This window comes from Mesorhizobium sp. WSM4820 (genome assembly GCF_055811075.1).
This window is the reverse complement of sequence record NZ_JBVVQN010000003.1, coordinates 315,569-338,459: the sequence shown is the minus strand read 5'-3', so window position 1 is coordinate 338,459 and position 22,891 is coordinate 315,569. Positions and strand designations below refer to the sequence as shown.

General features: G+C 64.1%; 19 protein-coding genes and 1 pseudogene. 11 read left to right on the top strand and 9 right to left on the bottom strand.

Annotated elements, in window-relative coordinates:
- Positions 1-23 precede the first annotated feature (23 nt).
- The 3 genes from hemF (at position 24) to AC0L2R_RS07535 (ending at position 1,879) form a co-directional block, all read left to right on the top strand.
- A complete protein-coding gene (gene hemF, locus AC0L2R_RS07545) occupies positions 24-938 on the top strand; it encodes an oxygen-dependent coproporphyrinogen oxidase (RefSeq protein ID WP_473508305.1) in 915 nt (304 codons plus the stop codon).
- Positions 939-1,185: 247 nt separating this feature from the next.
- A complete protein-coding gene (locus AC0L2R_RS07540) occupies positions 1,186-1,446 on the top strand; it encodes a DUF1344 domain-containing protein (protein ID WP_023799944.1) in 261 nt (86 codons plus the stop codon).
- Positions 1,447-1,693: 247 nt separating this feature from the next.
- Entirely contained in the window at positions 1,694-1,879 is a 186-nt protein-coding gene (locus AC0L2R_RS07535; RefSeq protein WP_023799945.1) for a DUF1059 domain-containing protein, read from the top strand.
- A 151-nt stretch (positions 1,880-2,030) separates the two neighbouring features.
- Here the strand turns inward: AC0L2R_RS07535 and AC0L2R_RS07530 are convergent, their stop codons facing one another.
- The 3 genes from AC0L2R_RS07530 to AC0L2R_RS07520 all read right to left on the bottom strand — a co-directional run bounded on the left by AC0L2R_RS07530 (position 2,031) and on the right by AC0L2R_RS07520 (position 4,651).
- Positions 2,031-3,299 carry a CCA tRNA nucleotidyltransferase gene (locus AC0L2R_RS07530; RefSeq protein ID WP_473508304.1) on the bottom strand — a complete coding sequence of 423 codons (1,269 nt, stop codon included), beginning with the start codon at positions 3,297-3,299 and terminating at the stop codon, positions 2,031-2,033.
- Positions 3,296-3,928 (bottom strand): CoA pyrophosphatase, encoded by a 633-nt coding sequence (locus tag AC0L2R_RS07525; protein ID WP_091598462.1) that lies wholly within the window; start codon positions 3,926-3,928, stop codon positions 3,296-3,298. The genes AC0L2R_RS07530 and AC0L2R_RS07525 overlap by 4 nt, the downstream gene beginning before the upstream one ends.
- Positions 3,929-4,021: 93 nt before the next feature.
- Positions 4,022-4,651 (bottom strand): DUF1285 domain-containing protein, encoded by a 630-nt coding sequence (locus AC0L2R_RS07520; RefSeq protein WP_473508372.1) that lies wholly within the window; start codon positions 4,649-4,651, stop codon positions 4,022-4,024.
- A 146-nt stretch (positions 4,652-4,797) separates the two neighbouring features.
- Here AC0L2R_RS07520 and AC0L2R_RS07515 point away from each other — a divergent pair, with 146 nt between their 5' ends.
- The 4 genes from AC0L2R_RS07515 to AC0L2R_RS07500 are packed head-to-tail and all read left to right on the top strand — an operon-like array spanning position 4,798 to position 11,629.
- Positions 4,798-5,802, top strand: coding sequence for an AAA family ATPase (locus tag AC0L2R_RS07515; protein ID WP_473494947.1), 1,005 nt, complete (start codon positions 4,798-4,800; stop codon positions 5,800-5,802).
- Positions 5,802-6,716 carry a DUF58 domain-containing protein gene (locus AC0L2R_RS07510; RefSeq protein WP_473508303.1) on the top strand — a complete coding sequence of 305 codons (915 nt, stop codon included), beginning with the start codon at positions 5,802-5,804 and terminating at the stop codon, positions 6,714-6,716. The genes AC0L2R_RS07515 and AC0L2R_RS07510 overlap by 1 nt, the downstream gene beginning before the upstream one ends.
- Positions 6,713-9,538: a DUF4159 domain-containing protein gene (locus tag AC0L2R_RS07505; RefSeq protein ID WP_473508302.1), complete on the top strand. Its 2,826-nt coding sequence runs from the start codon at positions 6,713-6,715 to the stop codon at positions 9,536-9,538. The genes AC0L2R_RS07510 and AC0L2R_RS07505 overlap by 4 nt, the downstream gene beginning before the upstream one ends.
- A 3-nt stretch (positions 9,539-9,541) precedes the next feature.
- Positions 9,542-11,629, top strand: coding sequence for a hypothetical protein (locus AC0L2R_RS07500; RefSeq protein ID WP_473508301.1), 2,088 nt, complete (start codon positions 9,542-9,544; stop codon positions 11,627-11,629).
- 199 nt (positions 11,630-11,828) lie between these two features.
- Here AC0L2R_RS07500 and clpS (AC0L2R_RS07495) read toward each other — a convergent pair.
- The 6 genes and pseudogenes from clpS (AC0L2R_RS07495) to AC0L2R_RS07470 all read right to left on the bottom strand — a co-directional run.
- A pseudogene (clpS, locus tag AC0L2R_RS07495) lies at positions 11,829-11,945 on the bottom strand (ATP-dependent Clp protease adaptor ClpS); the annotation flags it as partial.
- A 3-nt stretch (positions 11,946-11,948) separates the two neighbouring features.
- The gene (locus tag AC0L2R_RS07490; RefSeq protein WP_473508300.1) at positions 11,949-12,596 is read right to left on the bottom strand and encodes a VOC family protein; all 648 of its coding nucleotides are present in this window, start codon (positions 12,594-12,596) and stop codon (positions 11,949-11,951) included.
- 191 nt (positions 12,597-12,787) lie between these two features.
- On the bottom strand, positions 12,788-13,093 hold the full coding sequence (gene clpS / locus AC0L2R_RS07485) for an ATP-dependent Clp protease adapter ClpS (RefSeq protein WP_023799954.1): 306 nt from the start codon (positions 13,091-13,093) through the stop codon (positions 12,788-12,790).
- Between the two features lie 194 nt (positions 13,094-13,287).
- A complete protein-coding gene (gene choV, locus AC0L2R_RS07480) occupies positions 13,288-14,469 on the bottom strand; it encodes a choline ABC transporter ATP-binding protein (protein WP_023799955.1) in 1,182 nt (393 codons plus the stop codon).
- A complete protein-coding gene (gene choW / locus AC0L2R_RS07475; protein WP_023799956.1) occupies positions 14,466-15,320 on the bottom strand; it encodes a choline ABC transporter permease subunit in 855 nt (284 codons plus the stop codon). The genes choV and choW overlap by 4 nt, the downstream gene beginning before the upstream one ends.
- A gap of 162 nt (positions 15,321-15,482) precedes the next feature.
- On the bottom strand, positions 15,483-16,430 hold the full coding sequence (locus AC0L2R_RS07470; RefSeq protein WP_023799957.1) for a choline ABC transporter substrate-binding protein: 948 nt from the start codon (positions 16,428-16,430) through the stop codon (positions 15,483-15,485).
- A 676-nt stretch (positions 16,431-17,106) separates the two neighbouring features.
- Here AC0L2R_RS07470 and AC0L2R_RS07465 point away from each other — a divergent pair.
- The 4 genes from AC0L2R_RS07465 to AC0L2R_RS07450 all read left to right on the top strand — a co-directional run bounded on the left by AC0L2R_RS07465 (position 17,107) and on the right by AC0L2R_RS07450 (position 22,844).
- Complete coding sequence (locus AC0L2R_RS07465) at positions 17,107-18,195, top strand: hypothetical protein (RefSeq protein ID WP_287068528.1); 1,089 nt, start codon at positions 17,107-17,109, stop codon at positions 18,193-18,195.
- Positions 18,196-18,224: 29 nt separating this feature from the next.
- On the top strand, positions 18,225-19,370 hold the full coding sequence (locus AC0L2R_RS07460; RefSeq protein WP_473508299.1) for a hypothetical protein: 1,146 nt from the start codon (positions 18,225-18,227) through the stop codon (positions 19,368-19,370).
- Between the two features lie 24 nt (positions 19,371-19,394).
- Complete coding sequence (locus AC0L2R_RS07455) at positions 19,395-21,305, top strand: AAA family ATPase (protein ID WP_473508298.1); 1,911 nt, start codon at positions 19,395-19,397, stop codon at positions 21,303-21,305.
- A gap of 234 nt (positions 21,306-21,539) precedes the next feature.
- Positions 21,540-22,844 carry a DUF6638 family protein gene (locus tag AC0L2R_RS07450; protein ID WP_473508297.1) on the top strand — a complete coding sequence of 435 codons (1,305 nt, stop codon included), beginning with the start codon at positions 21,540-21,542 and terminating at the stop codon, positions 22,842-22,844.
- Positions 22,845-22,891: the final 47 nt, after the last annotated feature.

Genomic DNA, 22,891 nt, shown 5'->3' with positions numbered 1-22,891 from the left:
GCCCCCGACACCGGAGACAGCATTTGCAACGACCCGAAATACCGGCGGGGCTGCCGGCCGACATCGAACAGAAGAAGATGAAGGCGCGGCTGTGGTTCGAGACGCTGCGCGAGCGCATCTGCGCCGCCTTCGAGCAGATCGAGCAGGACCTGCAGGGGCCGCAGGCTTCATGGTCGCCCGGCCGCTTCGAAAAGACGCCGTGGCAGCGCGACGCCGGCAAGGGCGGCGGCGGCACCATGTCGATGATGCGCGGCCGCGTCTTCGAGAAGGTCGGCGTCCACACCTCGACGGTCTACGGCGAGTTCTCGCCGGAGTTCAGGAACCAGATGCCGGGCGCCGAGGAAGACCCGCGCTTCTGGGCGAGCGGCATTTCGCTGATCGCCCATCCGTGGAACCCCAACGTGCCGGCGGTGCACATGAACACGCGCATGGTCGTCACTTCGCGCCAGTGGTTCGGCGGCGGCGCCGACCTGACGCCGGTGCTCGACCGTCGCCGCAGCCAGGAGGACCCGGACACGTTCGCCTTCCACCGCGCCATGCAATTTGCCTGCGAGAAGCACGCCGGCGTCGCCGACCACGCGAAATTCAAGGCCTGGTGCGACGAGTATTTCTATCTGCCGCACCGCAACGAACCGCGCGGCACCGGCGGCATCTTCTTCGACTGGCTGCATTCGGACGAGGGCAGAGGCGGCTGGAACGCCGATTTCAACTTCGTCCAGGATGTCGGGCGCACTTTTCTCGTCGTCTACGGGCATCTGGTGCGGGCCAATTTCAACGACAACTGGACCGAGGGCGACCGTGAAGAACAGCTCATTCGCCGCGGCCGCTATGTCGAATTCAACTTGCTTCACGATCGCGGCACCATCTTCGGGCTGAAGACCGGCGGCAACGTCGTCGCGATCCTGTCCAGCCTGCCGCCAGAGGTGAAATGGCCGTAAAATCTCGGTGAGTTGGACGTGAGTCGCAATCAGGTCCAAATCGCAGGATTCTGGCGGCGAATGTGGCGCGCAGAATATCTTTTTCGTCTAATATCCATTTGAAAAAGCAAGACTATTTTTCGTTACGGGCCGGGAAACGCCGGCGGTTCTTGCCTCCCTGGAACCGCGACCCGACGCGACCGGACGGCCCATGATTAAGTGGGGCACCTTCCAAAAAATGGTGCCTTCATTTCCAGGAGAGCATGCCATGCGCAAGCTTATTATGTCGGTTGCGGCTGCTGCCGTTCTTGCCTCTGGTGGCGCTGCCTTCGCAGCGGTCAAGCACACCACGGGCACGATCAAGACTTACGATGGAACGGCGATGAGCCTCGTTCTGGATAACGGATCTACCTTTACGCTGCCCAAGGCCTTCAAAAATCCTGGCCTGAAGGCCGGCGAAAAGGTCCGCGTTTCGTGGGACATGAGCGGCAAGCACAAAATCGCCGAGGCAGTCAGGATCGTGAAGTGATGGCCTGCCCGCGGGAGCAAGACGAGGTCTTGCCTCCGGGGTAGCGTCAAGATGGCGGAGCAGCGATGCTCCGCCTTTTTCGGTCTCTGCAGCAACCAAAACCATCCGATCGTGTTATGCTGGTTCGGCCAGCGCATGACCCGAAAACCGAACCGGTTTCCGACAGGGATCATGCGTCGATCAAAGGTGCTGGAGCTTCCGTGTCAGAGCAGATGCGGCGCTTCGAGGAGGAAAAGGGAGAAATCCGATGAAGGAATTCCACTGCGGCTCGCTGGTTCCGGGTTGTGACTGGCATACGCGCGCCGACGAGGAAGCCGAGATCATGCGTCGTGCCGTCGAGCATATGCGTGAGACGCATGGCGAGACGATCATTCGCGAGACGATGATCGAAGCGATCCGTTCGCGCATCGAAAAGGCTCGCGACGCGGCCTGATTGCCTAAGAGACTGTTTCGAAATTCGCTCTGGCGAGTCATATGGTGGTGGCTTCGAGAACCCGGAGCGCAGCGGACATTTGGGTCCGTGAGCACCGGAAGCGCAGAAAACGCCATCAGATGGCCGCCAGAGTAGAGTTTCCAAACGGTCTCTAACTTTCGAGTGCTTCTGCGGCGCGCTCGAGAAGTGCGCCGCGATCCAGCGCAAAGCCGGACTCGATCCACTCGTTTTCGAGGTTCTTCAAGGTTGCGCCGAGTTTTGGCCCGGGCGACGCGCCAAGCCTCGTCAGATCGGCGCCCTTGAGCGGAAAGCCGGGCTTTTTCCATTTTTCGGCAAAGGCCAGCAGCCGCGAGAAGCCGCCGGCTTCGAGCAGCGCGTCGTTGTCCTCGACGGCGCGGGCTCGAGCGGAAGCGAGCGACAGCCGCAAGCGATCGACAAGGCCCTGACGATCGCCGCGATAGAGCCGTTTTGCGAGTTCCGCTTCGGTCGTCTTCGGCCCGACGGGCGCTGTCAGCGCCCACTGCCTGAGGCGACCGGCGTCGCTGACGGAGAACCTCAACCGCTCGGCGAGCGTCTTCATCCGCGCTGCGTCCGGTGGCACGATCGCTTCCAGCCTGAGCAGCGGGTCCGGCGCCCAGCCGAGATCCTTCTCGGCCCTGGTCAGCGCATGGATCGCATCGATGCCCCATTTCTCGCTCTCCGGCAGAACGCTGGTGAGCACGCCCGCCTGGCGCATCCACAGCAAGGCACGCGATGGATCGGGGGCCGACAGCAGCTTCTTCAGTTCGGACCAGACGCGCTCGACCGAGAGTTGGCCAAGCCCCTCCTTGAGCCGGGCGCAAGCCTTCAGCCCTTCGGCATCCGGCCGGCCGTCGCCATACCAGGCGAAGAAGCGGAAAAAGCGCAGGATGCGCAGATAATCCTCGCGGATGCGCGCCTCCGGATCGCCGATGAAGCGCAGCCGGCGCGCCTCGATATCGGCAATGCCGCCGACCAGGTCGACGATCGTGCCGTCGGCCTCGGCATAGAGCGCGTTGATGGTGAAATCGCGCCGTTCCGCATCGGCTTTCCAGTCGCGTCCGAACGACACTTTTGCCCGCCGACCGTCGGTTTCGATGTCGGCGCGCAGCGTGGTCACCTCGAACGGCTTGCCGCCGGCGACAATCGTGACGGTGCCGTGCTCGATGCCGGTCGGCACGGCCTTGAAGCCTGCCGCCTCGGCGCGGCGGATGGTCTCGTCAGGCACGGTCGTGGTGGCGATATCGATGTCGGCAACCGGCTGGCCGATGAGCGCATTGCGCACCGCACCGCCGGCGACGCGCGCCTCCTCGCCGCCATCCGCGAGCGCCGCAAGCAAGCGCTGCAAATGCCGTTCCTCGAGCCAGTCGGCTTTGCCCGCGAGCGACTCCCGGCCGCTCACGTATAGAGCCTTTCATAGAGCGTGCGGATGATGCCCGCCGTGACGCCCCAGATGTGTTGTCCGTCATAGGGCATTTCGTAGAAGACCCATTCGAGATCGTTCCACATGCGGCTGTCGCGGCCGTGGTTGGCCGGGTCCATCAGAAAGCGCAGCGGCACTTCGAAGGCGGCGTCGACCTCCTCGGAATTCAGCGTCAGCGAAAAGTCCGGCCGCACTATTCCGAGCACCGGGGCGATCCGGTAGCCGCTGCCGGAGACGTAATCGGGCATGCGGCCGATGATCTCGACCCGATCCTGGCCAAGCCCGATCTCCTCGAATGTCTCGCGCAATGCCGCCGCCTCCGGGCTCGGGTCGGTAGGATCGATCGTGCCTCCGGGAAAGGCCACCTGCCCCGAATGGTTGCGCAGCTTTTCCGCCCGCTTGGTCAGCAGAAGCGTTGCGTCGCGCCCGTGATCGACCACCGGGATCAGCACGGCGGCATCGCGCAGCGCCTTTGCGAGCTTCAAACGCGGATGTCCCGGGTTGAAGCGATGGTCACCATAATCGTCGGCGGCATGCGCCAGCGGCTGCGCCGCGACGCGGGCGCGAAAATCCTCGGCCGAAAACGGCGCCGGCGTCACTTGGTCCATAGTGTCACCTGGTCCATCGCGTCACCTGGTCCATCATGCCCCGGTTCATTTGGCCCTGGTCCATTTGGCCCCGGTCCATTTGGCGTCGCCCTCTCATGCGCTCAGCCGCTGCAGCTTTTCCGCCGGCATGATCGGATAGACCGCACCCTTCGAGCGGACGGCAAACATCCTTCGGCCGCCGACCTCGATCTCCTCGCCATGCTCGACCAATTCATACATGACCGGCCGCGCCAGCAGCGCCTCAAGCCGCCCGCGCACCAGCACATAGGGTTTCAGGCCGCCGGTTGCCTCCTCGTCGACAAAGCGCAGCGGATGCTCCGGCCCGGCCTCGACCACATCGCCGACATTGGTACGAAAGGTGATGACCTGGCCATCGCCGGTGCCGCAAACATCCATCTCGACGGCGATGAACGGCGCATCGACGACGCGGATGGCGACCCTTTCCACCGGCGTAACCAGGTAGGTCCTGCCGTCTTCGTCCTTGCGCAGCACGGAGGAAAACAGCTGCACCAGCGGCATGCGGCCGATCGGCGTGCCCTGGTAGAACCAGGTGCCGTCCTGCCTGATCTCCATGTCGAGATCGCCGCAAAAGGCCGGATTCCAACGCTCCACCGGCGCCGGCCCTTTGCCCGCGCGGGCGGCACGCGAGATCAGCGCCTCCAGTCCGAGCGCCGCGGTCGCGGTCGTCAAACTTCCTTCACGATCTTCGGCGCGTTCTGTCATGGTCACGAAATAGTCACTGTTGTTCCGCTTGTCAGCCTAAGTCAGTGATTTAAGTTCAAAGACGGGCGCCACGCGAGGCCGAATCGCGGCACTCTGTGGCGTCGAAGCTGCAAGCCGGTATTTCCAACGAGAAGGATCGATGCTGCATGAGCGTGATGATCAAGGAAAGCCCGATCAGCGAAGAGGACATGATCGCCCTGGCCGAGACGGCGCTGGCCGACATTTCCAGGGTTCGCGAGGGCGTCGGCCGCGTCATCTTCGGCCAGGAAAGCGTCGTCGAACGCACGCTGGTGGCGCTGCTCGCAGGCGGCCATGCGCTGCTGGTCGGCGTACCCGGCCTCGCCAAGACCAAGCTGGTCGAGACGCTGGGCATCGTGCTCGGCCTCGATTCCCGCCGCATCCAGTTCACGCCCGACCTGATGCCGTCCGATATTCTCGGCTCCGAGGTGATGGAGCAGGACGAATTCGGCAAGCGCTCGTTCCGCTTCATCTCCGGGCCGATCTTCGCGCAACTGCTGATGGCCGACGAGATCAACCGCGCCTCGCCGCGCACCCAGTCGGCGCTGCTGCAGTCGATGCAGGAATACCACGTCACCATTGCCGGTGTCCGCCACGACCTGCCGGCGCCCTTCCACGTGCTGGCGACGCAGAATCCGCTGGAGCAGGAGGGCACCTATCCGCTGCCCGAGGCGCAGCTTGACCGTTTCCTGATGCAGGTCGACATCCTCTATCCGGAAATCGAGGCGGAGCGCCGCATCCTCCTGGAGACCACCGGCATTGAGGACGCCAAGGCGCAGAACGTGCTGCAGCCGGCGCGGCTGAAGGAGATCCAGACCCTCATTCGCCGCATGCCGGTGCCGGAAAGCGTCGTCGAGGCGATCCTCCAGTTGGTGCGCTCGGCGCGCCCCGGCCAGGGCAATGCCGAGACCGACAAGCACGTCGCCTGGGGCCCGGGCCCGCGCGCCAGCCAGTCGCTGACACTGTGCGCCCGCGCCCGCGCCCTTTATGACGGACGGCTGGCGCCGTCGATCGACGACATCAGAGCGCTGGCCGAGCCGGTGCTGCAGCACCGCATGGCGCTGACCTTTGCCGCCCGTGCCGAGGGCACGACCGTGCGCGACGTGGTGGCGAAACTGGCAAAAGGCATCTGATGGCGCGTATAGGCGAGGCCCAGGCACCGGCGGCGACGCGTGACGCGCTCGCCCGCGGCCGGTTGCGGGCTTCGCTGGTGCCGGACCTGCTGGTCGAGGCGCGTCGCATCGTCAATACGGTGATCGCCGGCTGGCACGGCCGCCGCAAGCGCGGCATCGGCGAGAATTTCTGGCAGTTCCGGCCCTATGTCGAGGGCGACTCCTCGCGTATCGACTGGCGCCGCTCGGCCCGCGACGACCACATCTATGTGCGAGACCGCGAATGGGAGGCCGCCCATACGGTGTGGCTGTGGGCAGATCCCTCGCCTTCCATGCTCTACAAATCGACCGGCGCCACCGTCTCGAAGGAGTCCCGCGCGCTGGTGCTGGCGCTGGCCATGGCCGAGCTTCTGTCGCGTAGCGGCGAGCGCATCGCCTGGCCCGGGCTGACCGATCCGTTCACCGCCCGCAACGGCGCCGAGCGGATCACAGCACAACTCACCCTTGCCGGCGAATTGCCGGCAAAACCCGACCTGTCCGCTATCCGCCGCTTCTGCGACATCGTCATCGTCAGCGACTTCCTCGATCCGGTCGAGGACACCATCGCCTGGCTTGACGTGCTCGCCCGCCACGGCGTGCGTGCCCATCTGATCGAGGTCGCCGACCCGGCCGAGGAGAGATTCCCCTATGCCGGCCGCACCGAATTCACCGATCCCGAGACCGGCGACAAGCTGACCGCGGGCCGCGCCGAAACACTGGGCGACGACTACCGACTGCTTTACATCGCCCGCCGCCAGGAACTGACCGACTGGTGCAAGCGCCTCGGCTGGAGCTTTACCGTCAACCACACCGATCGCCTCGCCTCCGATGCGCTGGTGCGTGTCCACATGGCGATGACCGTCGATGGCAGCTCAGCCGGGAGGATCCGCGCATGAGCTGGCTGCCGCTCTCCTTCGGGGCGCCGATGGTGCTGTGGGGCCTTCTGGCCCTGCCGGTGATCTGGTGGCTTTTGCGGTTCACCCCGCCCAAGCCGCAGACCGAGGTCTTCCCGCCGCTGAAGATCCTGGCCCGCGTGCTGAAGCGCGAGGAGACGCCGCAACAGAGCCCGTGGTGGCTGACGCTGCTCAGGCTGCTGATGGCGGCCCTTATCGTTGCGGCGCTGGCCGAACCTGTCTTCAACCCGCGCGAAAGACTGCCGGCCGAGGGCACCGCTCTTGCGCTGGTCATCGACAATGACTGGGCAAGTGCCGCCGACTGGGGCCAGCGCGTCGCCACTGCCGAACGGCTGATCACCGATGCCAGCTCCAACGACGTGCCTGTCATCATCGCCTTCACCGCCGAAAAACCGAATGCCGAGATCGGCCCGTTCGACGCCGCCACCGCGCTCGACCGGCTGCGCGCGGCAAAGCCGCGGCCGATCCCGACCGACCGCCCGGCCGTCTATGCCCGCGTCGCGACAACCCTGGAGAGCTTGCCGGGCGCCAGCGTCGCCGTGCTCGCCGACGGTCTGGCGGCGGAAGGCGACGAGGCCGCCTTCAACACGCTTCTGTCGAAGAACGCCGCCCGTGTCGTCTGGGCCGCCTCCGACCGGCCTGGCCTGATCGGCCTGACTGGCGCCGACAACCAGGTGGACGGCTTCGAGCTGACCGCCATCCGCGCGCCGGGCGATCCGGCGCCGGCTCAGGTGACCGCCGGCGCCTTCGACGACAAGGGCCGCCGCATCGCCGACGCCACGCTGACCTTCTCGCCGGGCGAATCCACCGCCACCGGCACGATGGCGGTGCCCTTCGAGCTGCGCAACGACTTCGCCTCGATCGCGCTCGACGGTCAACGGCAGGCCGGTGCCGTCCGCGTGCTCGACGAGAGTTCCAAGCGCCGCCGCGTCGGACTGCTGTCGCAGGCCGAAGCCGACCAGGCGCAGCCGCTTCTGTCGCCGCTGTACTACATCCGCCGCGCGCTGCAGCCCTTCGCCGATCTGGCCGAGCCGTCGAGCGCCGACCTTGCCGACGCCATCCCGCAGCTCCTCGACCAGAAGCCGGCGATGATCGTCATGGCCGATGTCGGCACCATTCCGCAGCCGGTGCGGCAAAGGCTGGTCGACTGGGTCGACAATGGCGGCACGCTGGTGCGATTCGCCGGCTCGCGGCTGGTCGCCGCCGGCAATGACGACGACCTGCTGCCGGTCAGGCTGCGCACCGGCGAGCGCTCGCTCGGCGGCGCGCTGTCGTGGACGACGCCGCAGCCGGTCACCGATTTTCCGAAGACCGGCCCCTTCGCCGATCTTGCTCCGCCGGCCGAGGTCACCGTCACCAGGCAGGTGCTGGCCGAGCCGACGCCCGATATCGTCGAGCGCAGCTGGGCGACGCTTGCCGACGGCACGCCGCTGGTGACCGGTATGAAGAAGGGCAAAGGCACGCTCGTCCTGTTCCATGTCACGCCGGAGGCGACTTGGTCGAACCTGCCGATCTCCGGCAGCTTCGTCGAGATGCTGCGCCGCATGGTGCAATTGTCGCGCAACCAGGGTGCGGCTGTCGCCAATGCCGAAGCCGCCGCCGCCTCGCTGGCGCCCTACCGCATGATATCAGCCGATGGCACGCTGGTGCCGCCGACGCCGGATGCACGGCCGCTGGTGCCGAGTGCCGGCCCGCTGCCGGTGACGTTCGAGAATCCGCCCGGCCTGTATGGCTCCGACACCGGCGTCATCGCTCACAATCTGCTCAATGCCGAAAGCCGCTTGGCGCCGCTGGTCCGTCCTCAGATCACCGTGCCGGTCACCACCGTCCAGTACGCTTTCGACGAATCGCACAATTTGAAGGGCCCGCTGGTGGCGGCAGCTCTCCTGCTGATGGTCCTTGATACGCTGGCGGTGTTCTGGATGGGCGGCCTGTTATCGCGCCGGCCGCGCCGCGCCGGCACGGCCGCCGCAACCACCGCCGCCCTGCTGATTACGCTCGGCGCCCTGGTCGGCCACACCGACATCGCCCGCGCCGACGATGCCAAACCCGGTGATGAGCGGGCGATCGAGGACATTTCGAAAACCCGGATCGGCTATGTGCAGACCGGCGACCGGAGCGTCGATTCGATCAGCCAGGCCGGGCTGGAGGGCCTGACCCGCTTCCTGATCGAGAAGACCGCGCTCGAGCCGGGGGCACCGGCCAGCGTCGATATCTCGAAGGACCAGCTTGCCTTCTATCCGCTGATCTACTGGCCGATCGATCCTGCCGCGCCGATGCCGAGCCAGGCCGCGATCGCCCGCATCGACGCCTATATGCAGCAGGGCGGCACGGTGCTGTTCGACACGCGCGACCAGTTCGCCACCGGCATCGGCGCGGAGCAGGCCAGCCCGGCGACGGAGCGGCTGCGCGACATCCTCGGCAACCTCAACGTGCCGGCGCTGGAGCCGGTGCCGTCGGACCATGTGCTGACCAAATCCTTTTACATCCTGCCTGAGTTTCCCGGACGCTTCGCCGGTGGCCCGCTCTGGGTCGCGGCGTCGCTCGAAGCCAGCAACACCGAGAACCGCCCGGTACGCACCGGCGACGGCGTCTCGCCGATCATGATCACCGCCAATGATTTCGCCGGCGCCTGGGCGGTCGACGAGAATGGCGACCCGCTTTTGCCGACCGTGCCGTCGGATCCGATGCAGCGCATTTATGCGCTGCGCGCCGGCGTCAACATCATGATGTACATGCTGACCGGCAACTACAAATCCGATCAGGTGCATGTGCCGGTGCTGCTCGAACGGCTGGGGCAGTAAGCCATGAACTTGTCGCTCGCCTTCGAACCGCTCATCTCCTGGCCGCTGCTCGGCCTGGTGCTGGCGCCGCTGTTGCTGCTGGCATTGGTCGGCCTGTGGTTCCGCCAGCGCGGCGCGGTCTTCCGTTTTGCCGCCCTGCTGGCGCTGACTGCGGCCCTGCTCAACCCGGTGTTGCTCGACGAAGAGCGCGAGGCGCTGAAAAGCGTCGTCGCCGTCGTCGTCGACCGCAGCCAGAGCCAGGACATTGGCGAGCGCACCAGGCAGACCGACGAGGCGCTGGCAGGGCTTCAGCAGCGTCTCGGCCGCTTCAAGCAGTTCGACGTCCGCGTCGTCGAGGCCGGCAAGTCGGAAGCCGCCGAGGAGCGCACCGAAACGCGGCTTTTCGGGGCGCTTGAGAGCGCTTTCCGCGACGTGCCGCCTTCGCGCATCGGCGGCGCCATCATGATCACCGACGGCGAGGTGCATGACGTCCCGGGCGGCACGCCCGACTTCAACGCCCCGCTGCACGCGCTGATCACCGGCAACGACCAGGAAAAGGATCGCCGCATCCGCTTCGAGAATGCGCCGCGCTTCGGTCTGGTCGGCAAGCCGCTCGAAATGACCTATCGCGTCATCGGCACCAACAACGAGGCGGGCTCGGTCGATGTGCGCGTCTCGGTCAATGGCGAGCAGGTTTCGGTCGAGCGCGCCACCATCGGCCAGGCCATGCCGCTGCAGGTGACCATTCCCGGCGCCGGCCGCAACATCGTCGAGCTCGCCATCGATCCCGAGCCCGACGAACTCACCGACACCAACAACCGCGCCATCGCGCTGATCGACGGCATCCGCGAGAATTTGCGCGTGCTGCTGGTTTCCGGCGAACCGCATGCCGGCGAACGCACCTGGCGCAACCTTCTGAAATCCGACGCCTCGGTCGATCTGGTCCACTTCACCATTCTGCGGCCGCCGGAAAAGCAGGACGGCACGCCGATCAACGAATTGTCGCTGATCGCCTTCCCGACACGCGAACTGTTCGTCGAGAAGATCAAGGATTTCGACCTGATCATCTTCGACCGCTACCAGCACCGCGACGTGCTGCCGGTCCTCTATTACGACTACATCGCCGAATATGTTGAAAAGGGCGGCGCGCTGCTGATCGCGGCAGGACCCGAATATGCCGGCGAAAGTTCCATCGCCCGCACGCCTTTGATGTCGGCGCTGCCGGCGATGCCGACCGGCGAAGTCGTCGAAAAGGCCTTTTATCCGCGCCTTACCGAGCTCGGCCAGCGCCATCCGGTGACGCGCGGGCTTGACGGCTCCGCCACCGAGCCGCCGCACTGGAGCCGCTGGTTCCGCACCATCGGCGTCGAGAACCCCGGGGGCGAGGCGGTGATGAAGGGCGCCGACGACCGTCCGCTGCTGCTGCTCGACCGCAAGGGTGAAGGCCGCGTCGGCATGTTTTTATCCGACCAGGGCTGGTTGTGGGCGCGCGGCTTCGAGGGCGGCGGCCCGCATGTCCAGCTCTATCGCCGCATCGCCCACTGGCTGATGAAGGAGCCCGAACTCGAGGAGGAGCGGCTGACTGCCGACGGCCGCGGCATGATGCTGGAAATCCGCCGCCAGACGATGAGCGACGATCCCGGCCCGGCGCAAATCATCACCCCGTCCGGCAAGGCGATGACCGTCAAGCTCGAGAGAGCTGAACCCGGCGTTTTCCTGGGCAGCATCGAGACGAGCGAGATCGGCCTCTATCAGGTCGGCAATGGCGACCTGAAAGCGCTTGCCCATGTCGGCCCGGTCAACGCACCGGAATTCACCGACGTCGTCTCCACCGAGAACCGGCTGAGAGCGCCGGCCGAGGCCACCGGCGGCAGCGTGCGCCGGCTGGCGCAATCGTCGACCCTTGGCAATCTCGCCGGCGGCGTGACGCTGCCGTCGGTCGTCCCGGTCCGCTCCACGGGCGCGGCGGCCGGCAACGACTGGATCGGCCTGCGCACCACCGACGACAGCGTGCTGAAGGCCGTCTCGCGCGTGCCGCTGTTCGGCGGGTTCCTCGGCCTCGGCCTGCTGCTTCTGGCATTGGGCTCGATGTGGTACCGAGAGGGGCGTTAGCGACGCGCCTTTCCTTCTCCCCTTGTGGGAGAAGGTGGCCGAGCGAAGCTCGGTCGGATGAGGGGTGCTCCAGCTTGACGCAAACTCTCGTATACATCGGCAAAATCACCAACGCCTCATTCCGTCCAACACCCCTCAACCGTCTTGGCGCTGCGCGCCAATCCACCTTCTCCCACAGGGGGAGAAGGGAAAGCGGGCGCTACTCCTCCGGTTCCGTCGTGAACATCAGCGGATAGCCCTTGGCCTTGCCGGCATCGGTCGCCCGAGTCGCCTTGGCCTCGGCGACGTCCCTTGTGAAGACGGCGACGACGCAGACGGCTCAGTCGCCCGGGCCAGCAAACAAAATGAGATTTCCGTCTGGATCCATAACAATGAAGTTTCTGGCACCCCAGGGTTCTTTCCTGAGGACTTGGTGAAAGGGCACCCCTGCGGCCTGAAAATTCAGAAAGAGCTGTTTAATCTCGTCTGCAGTATCGACTGTGATCCCGGCGGAGAGCAGGTGTTCACGTTGCCGTATATCGCCAACGAACACAGGTTCGCAAACCAACCTCAGCGCGAGTTGCGCATTGTCACGCGTCACCTGTCCGTAAAATGCCGGGTCGCCGTAAACAAAGTCGACTCCGAAGCCGAGCTTGGTGGTGAAGAATTCGAACGACGCTTTGATGTCGGTGACGAACAACTGCGCTGAGGTCGAACGCAGAACGGGTGCAGGCACGGTCTGTTTTTTCTGAACTGTCATGGCTGGGGCTCCTGTCTTGAGCGCCTGCCATCCCTCGAACCCCAATTGACGCGCGATCAGTTCCTGCGCGTCGCTGAGCTTGAAATTTGCTTCCAGTACCTGATTGTCATCGAGATGCTGGAAGCGTGGCAACGCAGCCCTGATCTCGGCTGCGACCGGATAGTACCGTTCGCGGTGCCACCGCAAATATTGCTTGGCCTGCTTTTTGAGGTTTTCGAGATTCGGCATCGGCGCAACTGTGGTCCAGTATAGGCGGGCATAGCCCTTTCGACGTTACACCGATGCGCCCTACGCAGCGCTGCGAACCGTGCCTCGGCGATGAGCAGTTGTCAATTGCCGCATCCCCTCGTGCCCCCTCAACCGTCTTGGCGCTGCGCGCCAATCCCCTTCTCCCGCAAGGGGAGAAGGGGAAGCCGGCGCTACTCCTCCGGTTCCGTCGTGAACATCAGCGGGTAGCCCTTGGCCTTGCCGGCATCGGTCGCCCGTGTCGCCTTGGTCTCGGCGACGTCCCTGGTGAAGACGGCGACGACGCAGACGCCGCGCTGGTGCGCGGTGATCATCACCCGCCGAGCCTGGTCCTCGCTCAGCTTGAACTCGCCCTTGAGCACCGTCACCACGAACTCGCGCGGCGTGAAATCGTCATTGAGGAGGATGACCTTGTAGAGCTTCGGCCGTTCGATCTTCGGCTTCGTCTTGGTGCGGGGTTTGGTGACGATCTCAGGCATCGGAACCGGCAACTGCGCGCAAGAATTTCGCTTTTATTCTGACATGGACGAAAGCAATCGTCCATTTTGAACCGCCCGCAAACCGCCTTCCTGGCGGGGCGCCGCCGTTCACAAGTCCGTACCTTATGTGGGACCGCCGCTAAGCCGCGCAGAGACCGCGAAGAAACGATACGGGCCGTTTCGTTTAGAAATAGCTACCGCCGCAATACCGCGCTCAGCACGTCCCTGATGCCGATGGCGCCGACGAAGCGCGACTGGTCGTCGAACAGCGCCACCGGTGCGGTCTGCGAGCGGTGCATGGCCAGCATCACCGTCTTCAGCGAGGTGCCGGGATTGGCCCAGAATACCTGCGTCGTCTCCTCCGGCTGCGCCTCGACATCGGCGCACGACACCCAGAACGCCGGCTTGCCGTCGCGCTCGGCCGCTGCCACCAGCCCGTGCTCGTCGATCTTGAAACGCGTCGTCTTGCGGCGGTCGAGCCACACCCAGCCGTCCTCGCCGTGGTCGAGGTCGCGGCGGTCGCGCATCACGTTCCAGGCGGTCAGCACCGAGAGCGGATTCACATTGGCGATGAAGTCGCGGACATAGTCGTTGGCGGGGCGCAGCACGATGTCTTCCGGCGCCCCGGTCTGCACGATGCGCCCGCCTTCCATGATGGTGATGTGGCTGCCGATCTTCAGCGCCTCCTCGAGATCGTGGCTGACGAAGACGATGGTCTTCTTCAGCTCGGCCTGAAGCTGCAGCAATTCGTCCTGCAGCTTGGTCCGGATCAGCGGGTCGAGCGCCGAGAACGGCTCGTCCATCAGCAGGATCGGCGCTTCGGTGGCAAACGCGCGCGCCAGCCCGACGCGCTGCTGCATGCCGCCGGAAAGCTCGTGGGCGTATTTCGACGCCCACTGGTCGAGCCCGACGAGCTTCAACTGGCGGTCGACGCGCGCCTTGCGCTCGGCTTCGGGCACGCCGGAAAGCTCGAGCCCAAAGCCGACATTTTCCGCGACGGTGCGCCAGGGCAGAAGGCCGAACTGCTGAAACACCATGGCGACCCGCGTCTGTCTGATGTGGCGCAGCGTGGCGGCGTCGCAGGTTGCGACATCGACCATGCGGTCGCCGTCCTTGACCATGACGTTGCCGCGCGCCGGCACGTTGAGCAGGTTGACGGCGCGCAGCAGCGTCGATTTGCCGGAGCCGGAGAGGCCCATCAGGACGGAAATCTCGCCCTCGTTGACGGTCAAATTGGCACCGGCGCAGCCGAGCACGGCGCCGGTCTTCTCCAGGATTTCCTGACGCGTCGCGCCCCTGTCGACGAGCGCCAGCGCTTCCTTGCGCGCCGCGCCGAAGACGATGTCGACATTCTTGAAATCGACCGCAGCGCTCATTTGGCGGCTCCCGTGCCGATGCGGCTGATGCGGTCGAGGATGATGGCGAGCACGACGATGGCGAGGCCGGCTTCGAGGCCGAGCGGGATGTTGACCGAGTTCAGCGCGCGCACCACCGGCTTGCCAAGGCCGTTGGCGCCGATGAGCGCAGCGATCACGACCATGGAGAGGCAGAGCATGATGCACTGCGTCAGCCCCGCCATGATGGTCGGCAGCGCCGCCGGCAGCTCGACTTTCCACAGCAGCTGGCGTTTCGTCGCGCCGAAGGCTTCGCCGGCCTCGATCATCGGTTTCGGCACCGAGGTGATGCCGAGATGCGTCAGGCGGATCGGCGCGGGAGCGGCGAAGATGACGGTGACGATGAGGCCGGGAGCGATGCCGAGGCCGAACAGAATGAGCACCGGGATCAGGTAGACGAAGGTCGGCATGGTCTGCATTAGGTCCAGGACCGGCTGGAGATAGCGATAGCCGCGCTCGTTATGCGCCGCCCAGATGCCGATCGGCACGCCGATGGCCATCGAGGCCGCAGCGGCGCCCACGACCAACACCAGCGTCTCGACGGTTTCCTGCCAGAGATCCTGGTTGACGATGAAGAGCAGGCCGAGCGCGACAGCAAGCGCCAGCTTCCATGATTTCTGCAGGTACCAGGCAAGCCCGGCTATGGCGGCGACCAGGAGGACCGGGGGGACGAGCAGCAAAAGATCGACGAGCCCGTCGAGAACGACGGTGAGCCCGTCGGCGATACTGTCGAAAAACCACTCGAAATTGGTGGTCAGAAAGTCGAAGAAGGTCTTGCCCCACCGCCCGATCGGGATCTTGAAGCTCGAAATCAGTTGCGAAACCGGATCCATGCCAAATGTCCCCTCATTCTTTTTTCACCCTCCCCCCGGCGGGATGGGTCGAACCGCGCAGCCGAGCGGGGTGGGATGGTCACGGTTATGCTCCGTTCCGAACCATCCCAACCGCGGCGCGTGCCGCGCCGAACCTCCCCACACGGGGGAGGTGTAAGTTTGCTACGAACCCAGTGCGGTTTTCACCGCGGCCGCGGCGTCGCCGCCGTCGAAGGTCGTCACGCCGGCGAGCCATGGCGTCATCGCGTCCGGATTGGCCTTGAGCCATTCGGTGGCCGCGGCTTTCGGGTCGGCGCCGTCATTGAGGATCGCACCCATGATCTCGTTTTCCATCTTGAGCGAGAACACCATGTTCTTGAGCAGCGCGCCGACGTTCGGGCATTCGGTGGTGTAGCCGGCCCGGACATTGGTGGCGACGGTCGCGCCGCCGAAATTCGGGCCGAACACCTCGTCGCCACCCGACAGATAGGCCATCTTGATGTTGGCGTTCATCGGATGCGGCTCCCAGCCGAGGAAGACCACGTCTTCGCCCGATGCGGCCGCTTTCTGCACCGCCGACAGCATGCCGGCCTCGGAGCTTTCGACAAGCTCGAAATCCTTCAGGCCGAACTTGTCGGCGGCGATCATGTCGAGGATCAGGCGGTTGCCGTCATTGCCGGCTTCGATGCCGTAAATCTTGCCGTCGAGCTTGTCCTTGAATTTGGCGATATCGGCGAAATCCTTCAGACCGGCATCATAGGTGTGCTGTGGAACGGCGAGCGTATATTTCGCGCCTTCCAGGTTGGTCACGACCGTCTCGACCGACTTGTCTTCGAGATAGGGTTTTATGTCGGCTTCCATGGTCGGCATCCAATTGCCGAGGAAGACGTCGACGTCCTTGTTCTTCAGCGAGGTGTAGGTGACCGGAACCGACAGCACCTGCACGTCGGGCTCGTAGCCGAGCGCTTCGAGGATGACGCTGGCGGTAGCGGTGGTGGCGGTGATGTCGGTCCAGCCGACATCGGCAAAACGCACCGGCTTGCAGCTTTCCGGCTCGGCGGCGAGTGCACCGCTCGCCGAAAGAAATGCCGCCAGACCGAAGCCGGCGGCGAGTAGTTTCATACGCGACATCTGTATTCTCCCATTGTGATCTGTCGGCGAAGCGAAATTGCGGTTTTGTCTCCGCCTTGTTTCGTCAGCCAAACACCATTCTGGTGCGGTTTCAAGCGATAAGACAATTGCCAGCAACGGCGCGGGCTGGCCGACCAGCGACAGGCCGCCTGCTGCTGCAGGCGCTTTTCTGGTGGCCAGGCACTTTTCCGGTGGCCAGGCGCTTTTCCGGTGGCCAAGCGCTTTTCCGGTGGAACGTCGGGACGCCCCCTCCCCGCGTCGGGACAACTCGGCTTAAAAGGGCGGCATGGTAAGCGCCGTCGGCGAAGCTGCCGATCTCCCCCCTTGCGGGGGAGATGCCCGGTAGGGCAGAGGGGGGTGCTGTCCCTCCGGGCTGTCAATCAATCGCAGCCAGGCCCTCAGGCTGATTTCAGTTGGAATTGGCTGAAGCAGACGTTGGGCGATCCTTCCCACCCCCCTCTGTCCTGCCGGACATCTCCCCCGCAAGGGGGGAGATCGGATGTCGCTTCGGCTTTCGCCAATCACCAGCGGTTGAAGGCAGGCCCGAGACGGGCTTTCTTTTATTTTACTTTTTCGGCGCCCTATCAGCCCTAATCTTCCGCCTTTCCTTCCCCCCTTGCCATACATATATTCGCGGCGTTCGCGACACGAACAATTGCCGAAGCGGGAGGCTCCTATGGCGACATTGCAGAATTTCGATGCCGAAATTGCCAAGACCAATCAGGTCGTGCAGGACATGCGCACCAAGATCGAGCAGTCCGGCGCCGTGCTCGACACGCTCGCCAGGACCGACAAGAAGATCGGCGACGCCAATTTCGACCTCGAGAACGCCCGCATCGAGGATGTGCTGAAGCAGCAGAAGGTGATGGAAGGCAACATCGCCGACCTGATCATCGGGCTGGAGGACGCCACAAACGTCTTCGGCGCCGAATTCGAGAGCATGAAGAACTACACCGGCTGGGAAAGCTTCGTCGGCATATTTTCCGACCAGAGCAAGCAACGCATGCGCACCGACCGCGTCCGCAACATGTCGCTGGCCGGCAATCTGCAGGAGCTTCTGGCGAAATCCGACACCATCGTCGGCATCCTCAAGGCGCAGAAGCAGATCCTCGACCAGCGTTACAAGACCTCCGAGGCCAGCCTGTCGCAGGTGATCGAGCGCCGCAAGGCAACCATGTCGAATCTCGAGACCGTGCAAAAGCGCATCGAGGAGCTCAATCCGATGCTGCTCGACATCGAGAACAAGATCGCCGCCTCGACCAGCCAGAAGGAGCGCACCGAGCTTGAGGGCGAGCGTTCGAAACTGGCAACCGAGTACAACGAGAAGCAGGCCAAGGAGCAGGAACTGCTGGCCGAAAGCCAGACGCTGGAGCGCTACACCTCGATGTTCCAGACCTTCGTCGATTCGCTCAACAACCAGATCGCGGCGCAGTCGACGCTGATCAACAAGCTGACCATCGATACCGAGCAGCGCATCGTGCTCTACAAGGCCCTGGAAGATTCGCTGAAGACCGCCGCCCAGCAGGACGTCGCCCACAAGATCAACACGCTGGGCAGCCAGGTCGACAACACCGCCGAGGAAACCATGGCTGGCATCGGCGCGGCCTCGCAGAAGCACATTGGCGATCTCCTCGAAATGCACGAGAAGAACATGGTGGCGACCGCCGACATCCAGCGCCGCAAGAAGCTGGCCGACGATGCCTTTGCCCGCCGCTTCGACGACGTGCTGAAAAAGCACAATGCGGCAAACTACGTGCAGTCGTAATTGCTGCATATCTCCCAAGGGCTGGTTGCATGACCCCCGAAAACGAAGCGGCAACGCGGTATTTCTCGGCGATTACCGCGGCACTCAGCGGCCTCGAAGTGTTCATGCGCGACGATCGCTCGCCGCTCTACCGGCACGGCATCGTCGCCAAGATCGTCGCCGAATACATTGCGCGGCTCGACAACTCGTTTTCCTGCTGGCGCAACCGGCTGGGCTTCATGGAGACATTCCGCATCTCGCGCGCCGAAAGCGGCTTTCCGGTCTTCCAGAACGTGCTCGAACTTGAAAACGACCGCCGCCAGGCCGATACGCGTCTCGCCAACATACCGCTGGCCGACGAGTTGCGCGAGGAAATGGCCGACTTCATCCTGCGCCACAAGGAATTCCCCGAGGCGCTGCAGAAGTCGATGGCCGAGCGGCTTTATCTGGAAGGCGTCAGGAGCGAGACGACCTTCGGGCCGTTCACCTTGGCGCAGACGGCAAAAGTCTCGGTCAATCCGAAGACCATGCGGCCTTACTACCTGGTCCATTGGGCAGCCTTCGACGGCAGCGCGAACCTGCCGCTGGTCTACATGGTGACGGTCGAGGATTCCTCCGAAGAGATGATCGGGCAGCTTGTCGACCGCAATGGCAAGCTCAACGAAAAGGTCGACATTCCGCTTCCGGTTGAAGGACTGCTCAATCCCGAGCTTGCCCACCGCTTCGACGACTTCACCGAGAAGAACTCCGCCTATACGCTGTCGCCGGCTACGATCGCGGTCAACCTCGACAAGGATTTCGAGCAACTCCACCCCAAGCAGCTGCGCCGCGTCGTGCTCGGGCCTTTCTATTCGGCCGGGATCACCGACAACAATTCGACGGTGACCGACATTCTGGACAAGGTGCGCAAGCCGGAAAACGCCTGGCTGCTGACCTGGACCATCCAGGAGGTTTATTCGAAATCCGAAAAGCCAGGTCGCAAGGGGTTGTTTTCGAGCGAGAAGGCGACGCAGGAATTCTTCATCGACACCGACGATCTGGAGGCGGCGCGACAAGGCGTGTCGAGCTACGAGAAGCACGCGCTGATCCCGCATGAGGCCTATCAGGCGCTCTACGCCGCCGGCGAGGCGCAGAAGATCTTTTCCGGCTACAAGGTCCACATCCTGTCCAAAGGACAGGTCATCAGTGACGTCTGACAGTCAAACCGCGGAGCATCCTTCATGGACACCGGCCTGACCACGATTTCGGAAGCGGCAATCGAAAAGCACCGCGCCACCGCGCAGAGCTTCATCACCCGCATCGTCGTGCTGGAGGACCCGTCGCGGGAATCCGGTACCGCACTGGCCGGCACCAACCGCCGCTTCGTCTCGACCGTCTCGGTCGGCTCGGTGCGCCGCACGCGCGAGGTCGAGCTTTCCAAGACCGTCGCCGCCGTCCATCCCGACGACCAGCTGCTGAGCATTGCACAGCACATGCTGCTTTATCGCACCCGGCGCGGGCTGGCGATCGCACTGGCCATATCAGATGTCTTCGCCGAAGGCTCAGATCTCGAGAGCCTGAAGGCGAAAAACGCCCGCGCGCCGCTCGAAGGCGACGAGGCCGCCGCCTTCAAGAAGCTGCTGTCGGCCTCGGCCTATATTTCGGCCTTCAGCCTCGCCTCCTATCTGTTCCAGCTGATCGACAGCGACGGCGAGGCGCCGAACGACACGCCCGAGCCGGACTTTTTGTTCGACACGCCGCAGGACGCGGTGAAATCGATCGTGGCCGGCCTCGACAGCGCGATAGCAGGCGCGAAGGACGACGCCGAGCTGATGACCCGGGCGCGCGCCTTCGCCCGTGTCGTCATCGACGGACTTTTGGCGCGAAAGGGCCGCTTCGACGGCATCGGTCCGTTTGAGAATGCGCATATCCGCATCGACGTCGACGACTTCACCCTCGACGGCTTCGACGTCGCGCCGGGCAAGCGGTCGAAGCCGCTGGTGATGACCTTCAAGAAGCCGGAAGAGGTCGTCGGCAACCACATCGCCAAATACCAGTCGGTCAAGCTCGCCAAGATGCTGATGGCATACGATTTCGAGCGCGAGTTGAACCCGTTCGTCGAGCTCGGCGGCTTCCTGTTCACCTTCATCGGCGACGGCGCGCCCGGCACCGGCAAGACGACGCTGATCCAGATGATCGCCGGTCTCGTCAACGGCTACTGCCAGGTCGCCGGCTATCCCTTCGCCTACGAGAATTTCGGCGTCGACCAGATCTCCTCCTACCAGGGCAAGTCGGGCCAGAACTGCCGCCAGTTCATCAACAATGTGCTGAACCCGCGCGTCATCGGCTTCGGCACCATCGACGATATCGACCAGGTGGCGGCCCGCCGCTCCGACGATCGCGCCTCGGCCGGCCAGCAGGAAATCACCGGCGTCCTGATGGACGCATTCGGGGGTGCGGCCACGGTGGTGCGCGGCAACTGCTCCTTCGGCATGTTCTCCAACTATCCCGAAAACGTCGACGACGCGCTGCGCCAGCGCGCCGGCGCTCGCTGGCTGGTCGATGGACCACAAACGCGCGACGACTATATCGACATCTTCGTGCTGCTCGCGGGGAAAAACCACAAGATCCCGCTCGGCGACCACAAGCTCTATGCCGCCCAAGAAATCCAGCGCGCGGTGATGGAGGCCTATGAAGAGCACGAGAAGCCCAGGGAAGACGGGCTGATGAAGGTCTATGAGCGCTACATGAAGGAGAACGGCGCGCCGAAGTCGATGGCCGACATCGGCACCTATCTGCACATGATCAAGGAGGCCGAGCCGCGCTTCACCGGCCGCGCCATCAAGAACGTCACCGATGCGATCAAGATGCGCGCCATGGACATCGAGTTGCCGGACGAATGGTTCGAGAATCCTGAAGTCTTCATGCACAAGAGCTACGACGACAAGAAGGCGATGATCGAGGAACTGCGCGGCCCGTTCTCGATGGACATGGTCATGCAGGAGGTCAACCGCTACGCCGACTCGGAGTTCCGCTATTCCGACAAGTCAGACGACGCCGCAGTGACCAAGATGATCCGTGACACCCGCCTACGCGACCGCGCAATGCGCGAGATCGAGGAGCTGAAGAAGAAGGGCCTGTGGAATGCGTGAGACGCGCCGACGCTCCCTTCTCCCCTTGTGGGGTCCGAAGGACGGGGCGAGACCGGTGGCTCGCCCCCGGGCGGTGTCGCCGAAGGCGACCGAAGAGGGGCATTCGTCAAGCTGGAACACCCCTCATCCGACCGAGCTTCGCTCGGCCACCTTCTCCCACAAGGGGAGAAGGGACATCCGCGCCCCTCATCCGCCCTTCGGACACCTTCTCCCCGTGAACGGGGAGAAGGGAGAATGAGCCCCGCCAGGAAGTCCGACCTTTTGCGCGAGAACGAGCTGATCTATGGCCGGCTGCTGACCATCGACGAGCCGCATCTGATCCAGCGCTACAACAAGGCTTTGGTCGCCTTCGGCCTGAAGCCGACGAAGCTGAAGAGCTTCGAGATCGACCGCACCGGCTTCTCGCCGCAGGTGGCCGAGGAATGCGGCGACTACAGCTATCTCGATCCCAACGAGATCAACCGCCGCTTCATCATCCTGACGCCGTCGCAGGTCGACCTGCCGGTGGTCCACACCGCCTTTTCCAACACCTCGCAGCTGATGTTCGAGTTCATGTCGACGAACCAGCGCGCCATCGACGCGCTGACCATCAAGGATGTCATCTACGGCGAGATCGAGGATTCGGTCCCCAAGGTTGACGACATCGAGGACCTGCTGTCGATCAACCAAGTCGAGTTCAAGGTGCTGTCGGCGGAGGACGTGCTCGGCAAAGCCGCCGAACTCGGCAAGCTCGTCGACCGGTTGAAGCAGGAGCCGGACGCCTGGCGCGACAGCGCCATGCTCACCCGCATGGTGGAGCTTGCCAAGATCTGCGGCGACATCCGCGAGAACGCGCTGGTGCCGGATCAGGTGATCTTTCGCCACAGCGCCTATTGGACCAGCCATTTCGGCGGGCTCTATGTGTTCATCGACCCCGACATGACGACGGTGATCAGCGACCCGGCAGCACCCGGCTTCCGCCGCTCGCGGCCGTGGCAGGTGAGCTACCTCTCGATCAATGATGCCGACAGGGTGTTCAGGTTCCTTGCCGCGACCGGCCGCATCGAACTGCCGCGGGCCTCGTGGATCGAAACATCAGGCTATCTCGAGCACCGCGCCGAAATGGTGGTGCGGGCGCTGATCCGCGACGCCGAGCCCGACCGCAACCTGACCGACGTCGACAAGGTCTGGCTGCAGACCTGGATCCACAGCCATGCCGACCTGATCACCAGGGATGGAAATTTTCCCTTTCTCAACGCCGCCAAGCGCGAGATCGCTCACCTCGGCTATCTCAAGATCGAGGACGTGTTCCCGCAGCAGCGTTTCCTGACGATCCGGGCCAAGCCCGGACATCCCGACGCCTGGCTGACCAACCAGTTGATTTCGGATTTCGTGCCGCAGGACTTCGTCTCGCGCTACGTCTTCAACAAACCGGGTTTTTACAGGGACTATGACGGCTTCAGCGACGCTTGGCGATCGCATGTTGTGGACGTTCTGAAAACCACATATCTGAAAGACAAGGTGGCGTTTCGCACGCGCCTCTACGGCCTTACCGATTGAATGCCTAACCTTATCGAATACTTGGCTGACTGACGAGGGGTGACATC